Source organism: Mycobacterium sp. Root265 (genome assembly GCF_001428895.1).
Classification (GTDB): domain Bacteria; phylum Actinomycetota; class Actinomycetes; order Mycobacteriales; family Mycobacteriaceae; genus Mycobacterium.
In genome coordinates this window covers 217288-232796 of sequence record NZ_LMJA01000031.1, presented here as the reverse complement: position 1 = coordinate 232796, position 15509 = coordinate 217288, and the positions used below count along the sequence as shown (strand labels likewise).

The following is a 15509-nucleotide window of genomic DNA, read 5'->3' as shown; positions in this document are numbered from 1 at the left end:
GCGGTGTCACTCGCCACCGTGGGCCTCCTGATCCTGGCCGCCGCGCTGTTCACGGCGCTACTGGGCATCGGTGTGCGCACGCTTGTCGGCCGCAACAGCGAGGTACCCGCCGTGCGGCGAACGGTGATCCGACTGCGCGGCAATGCGGCGGGCCGGGTGCTGTTCGGACCGTCGGAGAACGACGCCCTGGACAGCGAGGAACTCGACCAGATGATCCTGCTGCCCACCATCGTGCTGGTGTGCGGTCTGGTGGTGACCGCGGTCTTCCTGTTCGGTTACGAGCTCATCGGCTAGCCGCGTCCGCGGCGTCCCGGATCGGACCGCGCCACACCGGACCGTGCCCGGGCAGCAGCACCTCGGTGTCCAGCATGCCCAGGGCGGCCAGGCTGCGCACACAGCCGTCCTGATCGTGGTTGAACAGGCCCGGCAGCAGCTGCGGGCCGCGCCGGGAGCTCACCGGGTGCCCGGTGATCAGCGCGTCCCCGGCCACCAGCACCCCGTCGACCAGATAGGAGCAGTGGCCATCGGTGTGCCCCGGCGTCGGAACGGCGATCGGGGTGCCGGGCAGCGTCGCGGCGATGTTCTCGTCGAACGCCTCGGCCGTCGGGATGCCCTCATGGGTCAGACCGCCCTTGCGGACCAGCGCCAGCGACCAGGCGAGGTAGCGCGGCTGCCAGGCGCGGGTGAGCACATCCACCGGCGAGGCCTGCTCCAGGTACTGCCGCTTCGCGTGCCCGACCTCGGTGGCGTGCGTATACACCGGTGTGCCATGGGTTTTCGCGAACCAGATGGCCGATCCGAGGTGGTCCACGTGAGCGTGGGTCAGCAGGATGGCCCGCACGTCGCCGGGGCCGAATCCCAGCTCGCGCACCGAGTCGAGGACCTCCTCGCGGCTACCCGGATACCCGGCGTCGATCAGGATGACGCCGTCGTCGTCGGTCACCAGCGTCCAGTTCACCAGGTCGGTCTGGACGAAGTAGACGGTGTCGGTGATGCGGTGCAGGGCTGCCGGCATGCCCGCGAGTGTAGGTCCGGAGGGCAGGAGCGAAGCGACAGGGGAAATGGAGACGGAGTAAAAAGGAACCGTGGCTGAACTCAAACTGGGATACAAGGCGTCGGCGGAACAATTCGCCCCGCGTGAGCTCGTCGAACTGGCCGTGGAGGCCGAGGCGCACGGCATGGACAGTGCGACCGTCAGTGATCATTTCCAGCCCTGGCGCCACGAGGGCGGCCATGCCCCGTTCTCGCTGGCCTGGATGACCGCCGTCGGTGAGCGCACGCAGCGGCTGATCCTGGGCACCTCGGTGCTCACCCCGACCTTCCGCTACAACCCGGCGGTCATCGCGCAGGCCTTCGCGACCATGGGCTGCCTGTACCCGGACCGGATCTTCCTCGGTGTGGGCACCGGTGAAGCACTCAACGAGATCGCCACCGGATACGAGGGCGAATGGCCGGAGTTCAAGGAGCGCTACGCCCGGCTGCGTGAATCGGTGCGGCTGATGCGCGAGCTGTGGCTCGGTGACCGCGTCGACTTCGAGGGTGAGTACTACAAGACCAAGGGCGCCTCGATCTACGACGTCCCCGAGGGCGGTATCCCGATCTACATCGCCGCCGGTGGGCCGCAGGTCGCCAAGTACGCCGGGCGCGCCGGTGACGGTTTCATCTGCACCTCCGGCAAGGGGGAGGAGCTCTACAAGGAGAAGCTCATCCCGGCCATGCGCGAGGGCGCGGAGGCGGCGGACAAGAACCCCGATGACATCGACCGGATGATCGAGATCAAGATCTCCTACGACACCGACCCGGAGGCCGCGCTGGAGAACACCCGGTTCTGGGCGCCGCTGTCGCTGACCGCCGAGCAGAAGCATTCGATCGACGACCCGCTGGAGATGGAAAAGGCCGCCGACGAGCTGCCCATCGAGCAGGTGGCCAAGCGCTGGATCGTCGCGTCGGATCCCGATGAGGCCGTCGCCAAGGTCAAGGACTACGTGGATTGGGGCCTGAACCACCTGGTGTTCCACGCGCCCGGCCATGACCAGCGCCGCTTCCTGGAGCTGTTCAAGCGGGATCTGGAACCACGGTTGCGGAAACTGGGCTGACACCACCGCCATTGCTGGTCGCGGTCAACCGGACCCGGTCGGCGCGGAACAGGTCGTAGGCGAACTCGAACGGGCGCCCGCTGTTGTCTCGCGTCACCCGGGTGATGGCCAGCAGCGGTTTGCGGTGCGCGATCGCGAGCCAGGTGGCTTCCCGCGGGCTCGCGCTGACCACCTCGATGGTCTCGGTGGTGCTGGCGGGCTCCAGTCCGTACCGCTGCCGCAACAGTTCGTACAGCGATCCGCCGAGCGGCTGGGCCAGCAGATCGGCGGCATGTGCGGCGACGAAACAGGACAGGTCCACCGACAGCGGTACCCCGTCGGCATATCGCAACCGGCGGATCACGATGACCGGGGTGTCCTCCGGGACCTCCAGGGCAACCGACTCGGCGAGGGTGGCCGGTCTGCTATCGGTGCCAAGGACTTTCGTGTCGCTGGTGTGGCCACCGCTGTGCAGCCGGGCGGGTAGCCCCACCTGCTCGGCGGCGTTGCGCTGCACCACATCTGCGCGAATGAAGGTGCCGCCGGCGCGACCGGTGCGGCGCTCCAGCACTCCGGCCTGGCTCAGCGGCAGCAGTGCGCTGCGCAGCGTTGCACGCGACACGGCGAACTGCTCGGCCATCTCCCGTTCGGTGCCCAGCCGAGAACCCGGGCGCAGTGCACCGCTGGACAGCATGGACAGAATCCGCCGGCGCACATCTTCTGCTACCGCTCCCCCCGCCGATTCCATGATCAGGTGGCTATCGCGTCCAACGACTCGGGCAACACCTGGCCTCCATCGACGGCGATGGCCTGGCCGGTGATGTAGGCGGCTTCTCTGGTGGCCAGGAACGCCGCGAGATGACCGATGTCCTCCGGTGTGCCCAGGGCGCCGGCCGGAATCGACCGCGCCATGCTCGCGATGTAGTCCTCCCCGTTCTCCAGAAGGCCTTCGGTGAGGATGTTGCCGGGCAGCACGGCGTTGACGGTGATCCCCTTGGGCGCCAACTCGATTGCGGCGGTGCGCATGAATCCGAGCTGTGCGGCCTTGGTGGCGCCGTAGTGGGACCAACCGGGGTAACCGGTGATCGGCCCGGTGATCGACGACGTCAGGATGACCCGCCCGGTGCCGGACGCGATCAGCGCGTCCAGGCAGGCCTGCACCGCGTAGAACGTGCCGTTGACGTTGACGCCCATGATCTCGTTGAGCTGCTCGGGCGTCATGGTGGCAAGTGGAGCGTCGGGAAAGATTCCGGCATTGGCGCACAACACATCCAGGCCGCCGAAGGCCTCGACGGCGGTGGCGGCCATCTCGGTACAGGACTGCCGGTCGCTCACGTCGGCGCGCACCCCGATCACCGTGCCGTCACCCAGCTCGTCCAGGGCGGCCACCGCCTCGTCGAGACCGGTTGCCGTCCGCGCCGCGATCGCGACATTCGCACCGGCGCGGGCGAAGACCGTGGCGATACCGCGGCCGATCCCCTTACTGCCGCCGGTCACCAGAACCGAGCGGGACTGCAGGTCGAACATGTGTCTCCTCAACGTAACCAGGTGCGATCGGCGAGATACCGCTCGGACAGGCGGGCGGTCCCGACGGCGTATCCGGGACCGATGGCTTTGGCGGCGTCGGCGTCCGCGTGCGAGGCGATCCACGCGGTGAGCTGGATCCGGCGCAGCATGACGAAGGTGGGGATGAGCGCCAGGTGCTCGTCGGGCAGCGCGCGCACCTTCAGGTAACCGCGCAGCCATTCGGCCACGATGCGCTCGGCCTCGGGGGTGTCCTCGATCCAGGACACCACCGCGCCCAGGTCGGCCAGATTCCAGCCCCACCCGGAGTCGTCGAAGTCGATCACGGTGATCCCCGCCGACGGTGCGACCGGATCGACCATCAGGTTCGCCAGCCGCAGATCGGCATGGATCAGGCCGAATCTGTCTGATTCGGTGCCGAATTCGGACAGCTGTTCAGTGATGTGGTGCGCTGCGCGCATGATGGCGGACCGGTCCGTGTCGGCCAGTCCGGGTGCCTCGCGCCAGTCACCCCAGCGGGCGCCGGGGCCGAGGATGTCGTCGAGGTCCCAGCGGAAGCGGGTGAAGTCGGACGGCGCGGCCCAGTCCTGCACATGATCGTGCATGATCGCGGTCAGCTCGCCGAGCTCGGCGAACCCGACCGCGTGCGGAACCTCCTCGGCGGTACAGCCCGAAATCAGGGTGACGGCGTCGACGTGCAGGTCGCGGCCGTCCACGGAGGCGGTGACCACATCGAGGCCGGAGGTCGAGCGCACCAGCTCGGGGGTCTTGACCACGGTGTCGTGGCGCAAGGCGGCCATCCAGGCGAGTTCGGAGCGGATGCCGTCGAGGGAGTGATAGCCCGGCCGGTGCACGCGCAGGACGATCGGATCGTCATCGCACACCTGGTAGGTGGCGTTCTCGGACAGGCTGAGCAGCCGCAGGGGGGTATCGAGGTCGCGGCCATAGGCGGACAGTGCCGCCCGGGCGAAGCGCGCATGGTCGGCAGGCAATCCCGGCATTCGATCAGTGTGGGCCAATTGTCGGGCCAAAGCAGACCAAATCGACGTTTTTAACGGCGGCGTTGCAATACGCTCAGGTTGGAAACACTGCCGAAACACAGCTAATTGCCAGCTTAAATCTCCAGTTGACCAACGAATCTGAGCGAGGTAACAATTGCCGGCGTCGTCTTTCGTCATCGGCATCGGGGCCGACGGCACTTCGAAACCAGACCAAATATCGGTCTGGGATATGCCCTCAGATTGGGATGCAATGAGCGAGATCATCGATCCACCGGCCCCCACGGGTGCCAACCCCATCCAACGTCTCAAACCGAATGCGGTCGGGCTGTGGGGTGTGCTGTTCATGGCGGTCGCCACCGCGGCGCCCATCACCGCGATGGTCGGCAACGTGCCCATCGCGGTCGGCTTCGGTAACGGCGCCAACGCGCCCGCCGGTTATTTCGTCGCCACCATCGTGCTGACGCTGTTCGCCATCGGCTACGCCGCGATGAGCAAGCACATCACCGCCACCGGCGCCTTCTACGGGTACATCTCCCACGGCCTGGGGCGCATCGTCGGACTGGGCGCCGGCTTCCTCACGGCGTTGGCGTACATGGTGTTCGAGGCGTCGCTGATCGGGATCTTCTCGTTCTTCGGCACCGACCTGTTCTCGTCGCTGTTCGGCGTCGACGTGCCGTGGCTGGTGTTCGCGCTGGTGATGCTCGCCGTCAACGCCCTGCTCACCTACTTCGACATCAATCTGGCCGCCAAGGTGCTCGGGGTCTTCCTCGTCACCGAGATCGTCATGCTGGCCGCGATGGCGCTGTCGGTGTTGTTCACCGGCGGCGGTCCGCAGGGCTGGTCCTGGGGATCACTGAACCCGCTCAACGGTTTTCAGAGCCTGTCGGGCGTCGTCGAGGGTGCCGACGGTTCCACGATGGCCGTCGTCGGGTCCGCCGGTGTCGGCCTGTTCTTCGCGTTCTGGTCCTGGGTCGGTTTCGAGTCCAGCGCCATGTACGGCGAGGAGTCGCGCAACCCCAAGAAGATCATCCCCATCGCCGTCATCAGCTCCGTGATCGGCATCGGCGCGTTCTACGTGGTGGTGTCCTGGCTCGCGATCGTCGGTACCGGACCGGAGAATGCCATTGCGCTGGCACAGGATTCGGCCACGGCGGGCAACATCTTCTTCAACCCGGTGCAGGACAACCTGGGGCAGTGGGCGGTCGATCTGTTCAAGATCCTGCTGATGACAGGTTCGTTCGCCTGCGGCCTGGCATTCCACAACTGTGCCGCCCGCTACCTGTACGCCCTGGGCCGGGAGGATGTCATCCCCGGTATGCGTAAGACCATCGGTGCCACCCACCGGGTGCACGGCTCACCGCACATCGCCGGCTTCGTGCAGACCGGTTTCGCCTTCCTGGTCGTGATCTTCTTCGAGCTCACCCACCGTGACCCCTACACCGGTCTGTACGGTCTGATGGCCCTGCTGGGTACCACGGCGATCATGATCGTCCAGGCGCTCGCCGCGTTCTCGGTGATCGCGTACTTCCATGTGCAGAAACGTCATCCGGAGACCGCCAACTGGTTCACCACCTTCCTGGCGCCGCTGCTGGGCGGCCTCGGGATGGTGTACGTGGTCTACCTGCTGGCCAAGAACGCGTCGTTCGCGGCGGGCACGGCGGCCACCGACTGGATCTTCGCCGCCATCCCGTGGGTCGTCGGCATCGTCGGCATCGGCGGTGTGCTGCTTGCGGTGTTCCTGAAGTTCAAAGATCCGCAGCGGTATGGCGAACTGGGCCGTACCGTTCTGGAAGAAGCCCACGAGCGCTGACGGGAATCATGCCTTTCTCCAACATCATGGATTCCAACAGCTATCAGGGTGGTCAGCTGCACGACCCCCTGATAGCTGCCCGTGACCGGGTCCTGGGTCCCGCGTACCGGCTGTTCTATGACAAGCCGGTGCATCTGGTGCGGGGATTCGGCACGAAGCTCTACGACGCCGAGGGCAATGACTACCTCGACGCCTACAACAACGTCGCCAGCGTCGGGCACTGCCACCCGCACGTGATCGATTCGGTGACAAGGCAGTTGAGCACCCTCAACACTCACACCCGGTACCTGCACGAGGGCATCGTCGACTACTCGCAGCGGCTGCTGTCCACCATGCCAGACGCCATCGATCAGGTGATGTACGCCTGCACCGGTTCCGAGGTCAACGATCTCGCGCTGCGGGTCGCGGCGATGCACACCGGCGCCACCGGCGTGATCGTCACGGAAGAGGCCTACCACGGCAATACCGAAGCGGTGACGGCGATCTCGCCCTCGATCGGAGGGCGCACCGTGCTGGGGCGCCATGTGCGCACGGTGTCACCGCGGCTGGAGCGCGCCGAGATCGCCGCGGCGATCTCCGACCTGCAAGACAGCGGTTTCGGCGTGAGCGCGCTGATCGTCGACACCATTTTCTCCTCCGACGGCATCTACCCGGACCCGTTGGTGCTGGCGCCGGCGGTGGCGGCGGTCCGGGCCGCCGGCGGGGTGCTGATCGCCGATGAGGTGCAACCGGGGTTCGGCCGCACCGGCGCGGGAATGTGGGGCTTCACCCGACACGGTGTGGTGCCCGACCTGGTGACCATGGGTAAGCCGATGGCCAACGGGCTGCCGGTGGCCGCCATGGCGGCCCGGGGTGATGTACTCGCCGGCTTCGCCACCGGTGTGCCGTACTTCAACACCTTCGGGGGCAACCCGGTGTCGATGGCGGCCGCGGCCGCCGTTCTGGACGTCATCGAACGCGAACGCCTGATCGCCAATGCCGCCACCGTGGGTGGCGACCTGCGTGCCGAGGTGGCCCGGCTGGCGGCCGGCCATCCCCGCATCGGGCAGGTGCGCGGTGCCGGGCTGTACCTCGGGGTGGAGGTGCTCGACGATGCCGGCCTGCCGGATCGCGCGACGGCACGGTGGATCGTGAACGCCATGCGGGAACGGCGGGTGCTGATATCGGTGTGCGGTGGGGACGGCAATGTCCTCAAGATCAGACCGCCGATGGTGTTCTCGATGTCCGACGTGGACCGCTTCGTTGCCGAACTCGGTGAGGTGCTGGCAAGCTTGGCCGAGTGACCGCGCATGCTGCTTCGGCCATCTACATAGCGTCACCCGAGGGTGACACCGGAAAATCCACCATCGCACTGGGCATTCTGCACAAGCTGGCCGCCTCCGTCGCCAGGGTTGCGGTGTTCCGGCCCATCACCCGACTGGAACATCGTGATTCTTCCCCGTCGCCTCGCTCGCCCCAGGATGACGCCGAGGGCGAACGCGACTACATCCTGGAACTGCTGCTGTCCCAGGCGACCGCCGGACTCTCCTACGAGGAATGCGCCGGTGTCAGCTACCAGCAGCTCCACGAGGACCCCGAGGCGGCCATCGCCGAGATCGTGGACCGCTTCCACCGGGTCGCCGACCGCTCCGATGCGGTCCTCATCGTCGGCAGCGACTACACCGATGTGGCGGCGCCCAGTGAACTGAGCGTGAACGCCCGCATCGCGGTGAACCTCGGCGCACCCGTGGTGCTCGCGGTGAAGGCACAGGGACGCACACCCGCGGAGGTCGCACAGGTCGTCGAGGTGTGCCTGGTGGAACTGGCCTCCCAGCACGCACACACCGCGGCCGTGGTGGCCAACCGCTGCGATCCCGAACAACTTGTGGCCGTGGCCGACGCACTGCGCGCGCTCGGCCCGAAGAGTTACGTCCTGCCCGAGGAGCCGCTGCTGGTGGCGCCGTCGGTGGCCGAGCTGCGCGATGCGGTGCACGGCGAACTCACCGGTGGTGACGAGCAGTCACTGATCCGCGAGGCGTTGAGTGTCCTGGTGGCGGGGATGACCGCCGAGCACGTGCTGGAACGCCTGAAGGACGGGATGGCCGTCATCACCCCCGGCGACCGCTCCGATGTGGTGATGGCGGTGATGGGTGCGCATGCGGCGGCCGGGTTTCCGTCGCTGTCCTGCGTGATCCTCAACGGCGGTCTGCCGCTGCACCCGGAGGTCGCCCGGCTGGTGGCGGGCCTGGGCACGCGGCTGCCGATCATCAGCACCGAACTGGGCACCTATGACACCGCACGCGCCGTCGCGTCGGCCCGCGGCCGGGTCACGGTGGACTCCCATCGCAAGGTCGACACCGCGCTAGCGCTGATGGAGCAACACGTCGACACCGCGGATCTCATTGACACCCTGTCGATTCCGATCCCCACGGTCACCACACCGCAGATGTTCACCTACCAGCTGATCGACACGGCCCGCGCCGATGTGCAGCGCATCGTGCTGCCCGAGGGCGATGACGACCGGATCCTGCGCGCGGCCGGGCGCCTGCTGGCGCACCGGGTGGCCGACCTGACCATTCTCGGTGAGGAGAAGACGGTCCGGGCCCGGGCCGCCGAACTCGGCGTGGACCTGACCGCCGCCACCGTGCTCGACCCGCGCACCAGCGAACTGTGTGACCAGTTCGCCGAGCAGTACGCGAAACTGCGCAGCCACAAGGGTGTCACCGTCGACCAGGCCCGTGAAACCATCTCCGACGTCTCGTATTTCGGCACCATGCTGGTGCACAACGACATGGTCGACGGCATGGTGTCGGGTGCCCGGCACACCACCGCGCACACCGTCCGCCCGGCCTTCGAGATCATCAAGACGCTGCCCGGGGTCAACACGGTGTCCAGCATCTTCCTGATGTGCCTGGAGGACCGGGTACTCGCCTACGGTGACTGCGCGATCGTGCCGGACCCGACGAGCGAGCAGCTCGCCGACATCGCCATCTCCTCGGCGCGGACCGCCGCGCAGTTCGGGATCGACCCTCGGGTCGCCATGCTGTCCTACTCCACGGGCAGCTCCGGTACCGGAGCTGACGTCGACAAGGTCAGGGCGGCAACCGAACTGGTGCGCCAGCGGGAACCGGAACTGCTGGTGGAGGGCCCGATCCAGTACGACGCGGCGGTGGATCCGTCCACCGCGCAGACCAAGATGCCGGATTCGAAGGTGGCCGGCCGGGCCACCGTGCTGATCTTCCCGGACCTCAACACCGGCAACAACACCTACAAGGCCGTGCAGCGCAGCGCCGGGGCCATCGCGATCGGTCCGGTGCTGCAGGGCCTCAACAAGCCGGTCAACGATCTCTCGCGGGGTGCGCTGGTGGAGGACATCGTGAACACCGTGGCGATCACCGCGATCCAGGCGGCCGGGCAGTGACCACGGTGCTGGTGCTCAACAGCGGCTCCTCCTCGGTGAAATACGATCTGTTGGAGCCTGATTCGGGTACCTCGCTGGCCAGTGGCGTGATCGAGCGGGTGACCGACTACCAGCAGGCGCTGGGTGAGGTGTTCGCGGCGCTACCCAGCCTGGACGGCTTGCTGGCGGTCGGGCACCGCGTCGTGCACGGCGGGAACAAACTGCACCGGCCGACCCTGATCGACGATCAGACCATCGCGACCATCGAGGAACTGTCGCCGCTGGCCCCGCTGCACAACCCGCCGGCCGTGCTCGGCATCAAGGAAGCGCGCAAGGTGCTACCGGAGGTGCCCCATGTCGCGGTGTTCGACACCGCGTTCTTCCACGACCTGCCGCCCGCGGCCGCCGAATACGCGATCGATCGGGAGGTGGCCGATGCCTGGAACATCCGCCGCTACGGCTTCCACGGCACCTCACACCGCTACGTCAGTGAACAGGCCGCGGTGTTCCTGGGCGCACCGTGGGAGTCGCTGAACCAGATCGTGCTGCACCTGGGCAATGGTGCCTCGGCCTCGGCGATCGCCGGTGGGCGTCCCATCGACACCTCCATGGGCCTGACCCCGATGGAGGGGCTCGTCATGGGCACCCGGTCAGGGGACATCGATCCCGGTGTCATCACCTACCTGTGGCGCACGGCGAAGATGAGCGTCGAGGACATCGAGACCATGCTCAACCGGCGGTCCGGTGTGTTCGGACTCGGCGGCGAAATCGACTTCCGGGCTATGCACAAGCGCATCGATGCCGGCGACGAGGCTGCGCAACTGGCCTATGACGTCTACATCCACCGGCTGCGCAAGTACATCGGCGCCTACCTGGCCGTGCTCGGAAAGACCGATGTCATCACCTTCACCGCCGGTGTCGGGGAGAACGATGCCGCGGTGCGCCGCGATGCGCTCTCCGGTCTGGTCACCCTGGGCATCGAGATGGACGAGCAGCTCAACACCGCGTCCGAGCGGGGGCCGCGGCGCATCTCGGTGGAGCGGTCGCCGGTCACGGTGCTGGTCATCCCGACCGATGAAGAGCTGGCCATTGCGCGGGCGTGTGTGGACGTCTTGGGTTAGAACGTGCTGGTCGGCCGCACGCTGTTGGCCAGATCGACCAGCGCGTACCGATGCTCCTGCGTCGGGGCGACCCGTGCCAGCCCGCGCAGCGATGCCTCCACGCCGAGTTGCAGACCATGCTGGGTGAACGGGAACCCGAGGATGTGATTGGTGCTGGCGGTGTTGTCGGCCAGCCAATCCATCGCGGTACCCAGCACCAGCGCCCGGATCTGCAGCACCCGGGGCTCGCTTTCGGGTAGCGCCTCCACCCGCCTTGCGGCACTGCGGATCTGCTGTTCGGACACCTCGCTGATGGACCGTCCGGACAGCAGTGTCACCGAACTGGTGAGCCGCGCGACGGTGAAATGCCTTGAGGTGGGGGGAACCTGGTCGAGGGTCCGGACCGCGTCGTCGCGCTCACCCTCCGCGGACTGCGCCCGGGCCAGCCCGAATCCGGCAGAGATGACACCATTGTCGGTGCGCCACACCGTCTGATAGAACCGGCGCTCATCGGAACTGCCCGCCAGCTCGGCCGTGGCGGCCAGCGCGAGTTTGGGTGCCAGCTCACCGGGCAGTGTGTCCAGCACTTCGGTGAAATACTTTGTGGCGGTGTCATAGTCGGCGGTCAACAGGGCGGCCACGCCACGGAACCAGACCAGCCGCCAGCGCCACCCGACCCGCTCGAACAGGTCGTCGAGCTTGCGGGTGGCCTTGGCGACATCGCCGAGGTCCAGCAGCGCCCGCGCCTCCATCAGCGGCAGTTCCACCGACTCGGACAGATCGATACCCTCGGAGTCCAGCGTGCCGTGCCGCGCCGCGCGCAGCGAATCCAGCGTCTGCACAGGCTGACTGAGCACGGTGGCGGACAGGATCGGCGCGCCGACATCGGCCGGGTCGACCAGCGGCACCTGCAGGGCCTTGACGATCTCCGGGGCCGTCAGCTTCTCCGAGTGCACCTGACCGTCCAGGTACACATCGGTGTGCGCGACCAGCAGCTCGACGCCGAAGGTGGACCGCGGCGGACTGAACACCGTCGACAGGCCCGAGCGGGCCACCCCGGTGTCCTGGGCCACCACCTCGCGCAGCACTCCCAGCAACTGGCCCGACATCTCGTCGGCGCTGGCGAAGCGGCGGTGCGGATCCGGGTCGATGGCGCGGCGCAGCAGCCGGGCGAACGAGTCGTACTTGGCCAGCACCGGGTCATCCTCGGGCAGGCCGTCGACGTAGCGGCCCTTGCGGGTGCGCAGGTTCAGGGTGAGTGCCGCCAGCGTGCGCCCCACCGTGTAGATGTCGGTCTGCACCGTGGGCCCGGTGCGCACGATCTCCGGTGCCTGGTAACCCGGTGTGCCGTAGAGGTATCCGAACGAGTTGATCCGCGACACCGCGCCGAGGTCGATGAGCTTGAGCTGCTCCGCGGTGACCATGATGTTCTCGGGTTTCAGGTCGTTGTAGACCAGGCCGACGGAGTGCAGATAGCCGAGTGCGGGCAGGATCTCCAGCATGTACGCGATCGCCTGTGCCACCGGCAGTTTGACGCCCTTGGGCTGTTTGAGCGAGGTGCCGCCGACGTACTCCATCACGATGTACCCGACGGGCTCACCGTGTTTGTCGTCGTGTTCGACAAAGTTGAAGATCTTCACGATCGCGGGATGGGTCACCTCGGCGAGGAACTGCCGTTCGGCCATCGCGGTGGCCTGTGCCTCGGCGTCACCGGAATGCACCAGACCCTTGAGGACGACCGGTCGGCCGTTCACATTGGTGTCGAAGGCCAGATACACCCAGCCCAGACCGCCGTGTGCGATACAACCCTTGATCCGGTACTGGTCGATGACCATGTCCCCGGGACTGAGTTGCGGCAGGAAGGAGAACGGGCTGCCGCAGCGCGGGCAGATGCCCTCGGAGCGGGCGGGCCCGTCCTTGGAGGCGCGCCCCACCGGCCGGTTGCAGTTCCAGCAGAACCGTTTCGCCTCGGCCACCACCGGATTGGTCATCAACGCGGTCAGCGGATCGCGCTCGTAGACTCGGGGCACCTCGACCAGGCCGCCACCGATGCGGCGGATGGTGGAACGCGGCCGGGTCAGCGTGGTCATGCTCTCGGACGGCTCGGTGGACACCGTGGCGGCGCGGTCGGTGTCCTCGAAATCGGGTCGGTACACGGCCTGGGTGGCCATCGGGCGCAGTGTCGCGACCGAATCCTCGTCGAAATCTTCGAGATCGGACAGTGCGGCGGGCTGGGTGCCGGGGTCGTTGTCGTCGTTCATCAGTCGGAATACCTCGCCACCGGGGGTGCCGGCGTCGGACCCAGCACCGTCAACCACTTGCGGTACAGCGTATTCCAGGTGCCGTCGCGCCGGATGCGCTCCAAGGTGCCGTTGACGAACCGGACCAGGCCGGGGTTGTTCTTGTTGACCCCGATCCCGTAGGGCTCCTGATTCATGCTGGGGCCGACGATGTGCAGATACGGATCCTGGCTCACCAGACCGGCAAGGATCGAATCGTCGGTGCTGACCGCGTCGACCTGCCGTTGCTGCAGCGCCACCAGGCAGTCCGCCCAGGTCACCACATCCACCAGGTTCACCGGCGGCTGGATCTGCTGGATGCGTTTGCGCGACGTGGTGCCCTTCACCGCGCACACCCGCTTGCCGGACAGATCGCCGGCCTGCCGGATCATCGAGTCGCGCGGGGCCAGGATGCGCTGGTTCGCCGACAGGTATTCGGTGGAGAAGTCGACCTGCTTGCGGCGTTCGCAGGTGATGCTCATGGTCTTCACCACGATGTCGACCTGATTGTTCTCCAGCGCCTCGATCCGGTCGGCCGAGGACAGGATGCGGTACTCCACCTGCGATGGGGTGCCGAAGATGTCGCGGGCCACCTCACCGGCGATGTCGACGTCGAACCCGGTGATCTCACCGGTGATCGGGTCCCGGAAGGAGAACAGGTTACTGCCGATGTCGAGTCCCACGATCAGCCGGCCGCGGTTGCGGATGTTCTCCACCGCATCCTCGGCCTGGGCCCGGTTCGGGAAGGGGCGCAGGCTCGCGGTGCGGTCGCAGGTGGAGTTGTCGGGCAGGGCGGGGATCTCCTCCGGCGGGGCCTGCTCCATTCCGGCCGGGGTGGGCGGGGAGAGCGTCACCGCCGGAATCGGATCGACGGTGGAGGCCTGCTGGCAGCCGGTCAGCACCGCCGCCGCAGCCACGAGAGCCCAGAGTTTTCTCACTAGCGGTACTCGCTGAGTCTCGGCCACAGCCCGAGCGCCACCGCGAAGGCCGCAAGGACGCTGAGCGCCGCGGCGCCGACGGTCGCCCCCGACAGCACCCGGCGGGCGTTGACGATATCGGTGCGCAACTGGCCGCGGCTCTCCTCGATGGCCTTGGCCAGCGCGGCGTCCAGGCTGCTGAACGCCGGCGTGGAGTTGTCCTCACCGGTGCCCAGCGCCACCTGGGTGGCGGCCTGGTAGTCGCCGACGGAGATGTAGGCGTTGATCCGGTCATTGGACGCCCGCCACTTGCGCAGCAGATCTCCGGCGCCGGACAGGTCCTGTTTGTCGATGCCGTTGTCGGCGTTCAAGAAGGTGTTCAGCTGCTGCTGCATGCTGTCGATGCGCTGGTAGTAGGACTGCTTGCGGACGTCCTCGTCGCCGCGGCGCACCAGGGCGATCGTCTCGTCGGCGCGGGCCTGCTGCGCGGTGATGGCCATCGTCGTCACCGTCTTGAGCGATTGTGCCGCAGTGTTTTTGGCGCTGCGACTGTCCGAGGTGGAGATGACGAGTGCGGTGCCCACCCACACCACCATAATCAGCACGGCCAGCCCGCCCGCCACGAAACCGATGTTGACCCGCCGCCTTGTCCGCTTGGTCAGCCACCTGTTGGCGAACAGCCCGAACATGACGGTGGCCAGCACCACCAGGATGACCGGCGCCGGGATGCGGGTGGAGGCGGTGGTCTCGGCGTCCACCCGCGCCGAGGTCGCCTCGTAGAGCCGTTGCGCATCCGGCAGGATCTTGGACTGCATCAGGGCCGACGCCTCGGACAGATAGGACGAACCCACCGGATTGCCCGCGCGGTTGTTGGTCCGGGCGGTTTCGACCAGGCCGGTGTAGACGGCCAGTTCGGCGTTGACCCGGCCCAGCATTTCGATCATGGGCTCGGTGGTCAGCCCGGCCGAGGCGCGGGTGACGGCGACCGACGCGTCGGTGATGGCCTGTTCGTAGCGCTGCCGCACATCCTGGGGTTCGGCGCCCGCGATGAAGGCGGTCGCGGCGGCCGCGTCGGCGACCGACAGCGTGGTGTAGAGCTGACCGGCGGCGAAGGCCAGCGGCTCGCTGTGGTCGAGCACCGTGGTGAGCGCTTCCTGGCGGTCGTTGATCGTCGTCGATGTCGCGAACGCGCACGCGATCACGAGCGCGGACAGCACTACACCGATGGTCAGGATGCGCCCGGGTGTGGTCCACAGGAACCACCAGCGCGGGTGCACGGGATTGGTCGGCGAACGTGAAGCCAGCGGTTCGGTCGACGGGTGCGCCAACTCCACGGTCACGTGTTGGCCGACCTCCTCCCGTTTCTAAGAAGTCTAAGAGACATTGGAGTGACGTGTGGGAATTCGCGAGCCCCTATTCTGATG

General features: G+C 67.2%; 13 protein-coding genes. 6 read left to right on the top strand and 7 right to left on the bottom strand.

The features are described from left to right. The first annotated feature begins 3 nt into the window (after nt 1–3). Nucleotides 4–294: a hypothetical protein gene (locus ASE48_RS26970; protein ID WP_057170240.1), complete on the top strand. Its 291-nt coding sequence runs from the start codon at nt 4–6 to the stop codon at nt 292–294. On the opposite strand, the gene ASE48_RS26965 is transcribed toward ASE48_RS26970, so the two are convergent. Next, entirely contained in the window at nt 284–1015 is a 732-nt protein-coding gene (locus ASE48_RS26965; RefSeq protein WP_057170239.1) for an MBL fold metallo-hydrolase, read from the bottom strand. The two genes, ASE48_RS26970 and ASE48_RS26965, sit on opposite strands and share 11 nt — an antisense overlap. A 70-nt stretch (nt 1016–1085) precedes the next feature. Between ASE48_RS26965 and fgd the strand changes: the two genes are divergently transcribed. Further along, on the top strand, nt 1086–2096 hold the full coding sequence (gene fgd, locus ASE48_RS26960) for a glucose-6-phosphate dehydrogenase (coenzyme-F420) (RefSeq protein ID WP_057170238.1): 1011 nt from the start codon (nt 1086–1088) through the stop codon (nt 2094–2096). Here fgd and ASE48_RS26955 read toward each other — a convergent pair. Genes ASE48_RS26955 through ASE48_RS26945 form a run of 3 tightly spaced genes read right to left on the bottom strand, consistent with a single transcriptional unit; the run spans nt 2056 to nt 4600 of the window. Then, nucleotides 2056–2826: a GntR family transcriptional regulator gene (locus ASE48_RS26955; protein ID WP_057170694.1), complete on the bottom strand. Its 771-nt coding sequence runs from the start codon at nt 2824–2826 to the stop codon at nt 2056–2058. The two genes, fgd and ASE48_RS26955, sit on opposite strands and share 41 nt — an antisense overlap. Continuing rightward, on the bottom strand, nt 2826–3602 hold the full coding sequence (gene fabG / locus ASE48_RS26950) for a 3-oxoacyl-ACP reductase FabG (RefSeq protein ID WP_057170237.1): 777 nt from the start codon (nt 3600–3602) through the stop codon (nt 2826–2828). Before fabG ends, ASE48_RS26955 begins: the two co-directional genes overlap by 1 nt. An 8-nt stretch (nt 3603–3610) precedes the next feature. Next, nucleotides 3611–4600, bottom strand: coding sequence for a phosphotransferase enzyme family protein (locus tag ASE48_RS26945; RefSeq protein ID WP_057170236.1), 990 nt, complete (start codon nt 4598–4600; stop codon nt 3611–3613). Between the two features lie 250 nt (nt 4601–4850). Between ASE48_RS26945 and ASE48_RS26940 the strand changes: the two genes are divergently transcribed. Genes ASE48_RS26940 through ASE48_RS26925 form a run of 4 tightly spaced genes read left to right on the top strand, consistent with a single transcriptional unit; the run spans nt 4851 to nt 10910 of the window. Continuing rightward, nucleotides 4851–6410, top strand: a complete 1560-nt coding sequence (locus tag ASE48_RS26940; RefSeq protein WP_057170235.1) for an APC family permease — start codon at nt 4851–4853, stop codon at nt 6408–6410. Nucleotides 6411–6418: 8 nt separating this feature from the next. Continuing rightward, nucleotides 6419–7693, top strand: a complete 1275-nt coding sequence (locus tag ASE48_RS26935; RefSeq protein WP_057170234.1) for an aspartate aminotransferase family protein — start codon at nt 6419–6421, stop codon at nt 7691–7693. Next, complete coding sequence (gene pta, locus ASE48_RS26930; RefSeq protein ID WP_057170233.1) at nt 7690–9810, top strand: phosphate acetyltransferase; 2121 nt, start codon at nt 7690–7692, stop codon at nt 9808–9810. Before ASE48_RS26935 ends, pta begins: the two co-directional genes overlap by 4 nt. After that, nucleotides 9807–10910, top strand: a complete 1104-nt coding sequence (locus tag ASE48_RS26925) for an acetate kinase (RefSeq protein ID WP_057170232.1) — start codon at nt 9807–9809, stop codon at nt 10908–10910. The genes pta and ASE48_RS26925 overlap by 4 nt, the downstream gene beginning before the upstream one ends. On the opposite strand, the gene ASE48_RS26920 is transcribed toward ASE48_RS26925, so the two are convergent. The 3 genes from ASE48_RS26920 to glnX are packed head-to-tail and all read right to left on the bottom strand — an operon-like array spanning nt 10907 to nt 15425. Beyond that, a complete protein-coding gene (locus ASE48_RS26920) occupies nt 10907–13150 on the bottom strand; it encodes a serine/threonine-protein kinase PknG (RefSeq protein WP_057170231.1) in 2244 nt (747 codons plus the stop codon). The genes ASE48_RS26925 and ASE48_RS26920 overlap by 4 nt on opposite strands. Further along, nucleotides 13150–14106 carry a glutamate ABC transporter substrate-binding protein gene (locus tag ASE48_RS26915; protein ID WP_057170230.1) on the bottom strand — a complete coding sequence of 319 codons (957 nt, stop codon included), beginning with the start codon at nt 14104–14106 and terminating at the stop codon, nt 13150–13152. The genes ASE48_RS26920 and ASE48_RS26915 overlap by 1 nt, the downstream gene beginning before the upstream one ends. After that, entirely contained in the window at nt 14106–15425 is a 1320-nt protein-coding gene (glnX, locus tag ASE48_RS26910; protein ID WP_057170229.1) for a protein kinase G-activating protein GlnX, read from the bottom strand. Before glnX ends, ASE48_RS26915 begins: the two co-directional genes overlap by 1 nt. Between the last annotated feature and the right edge of the window lie 84 nt (nt 15426–15509).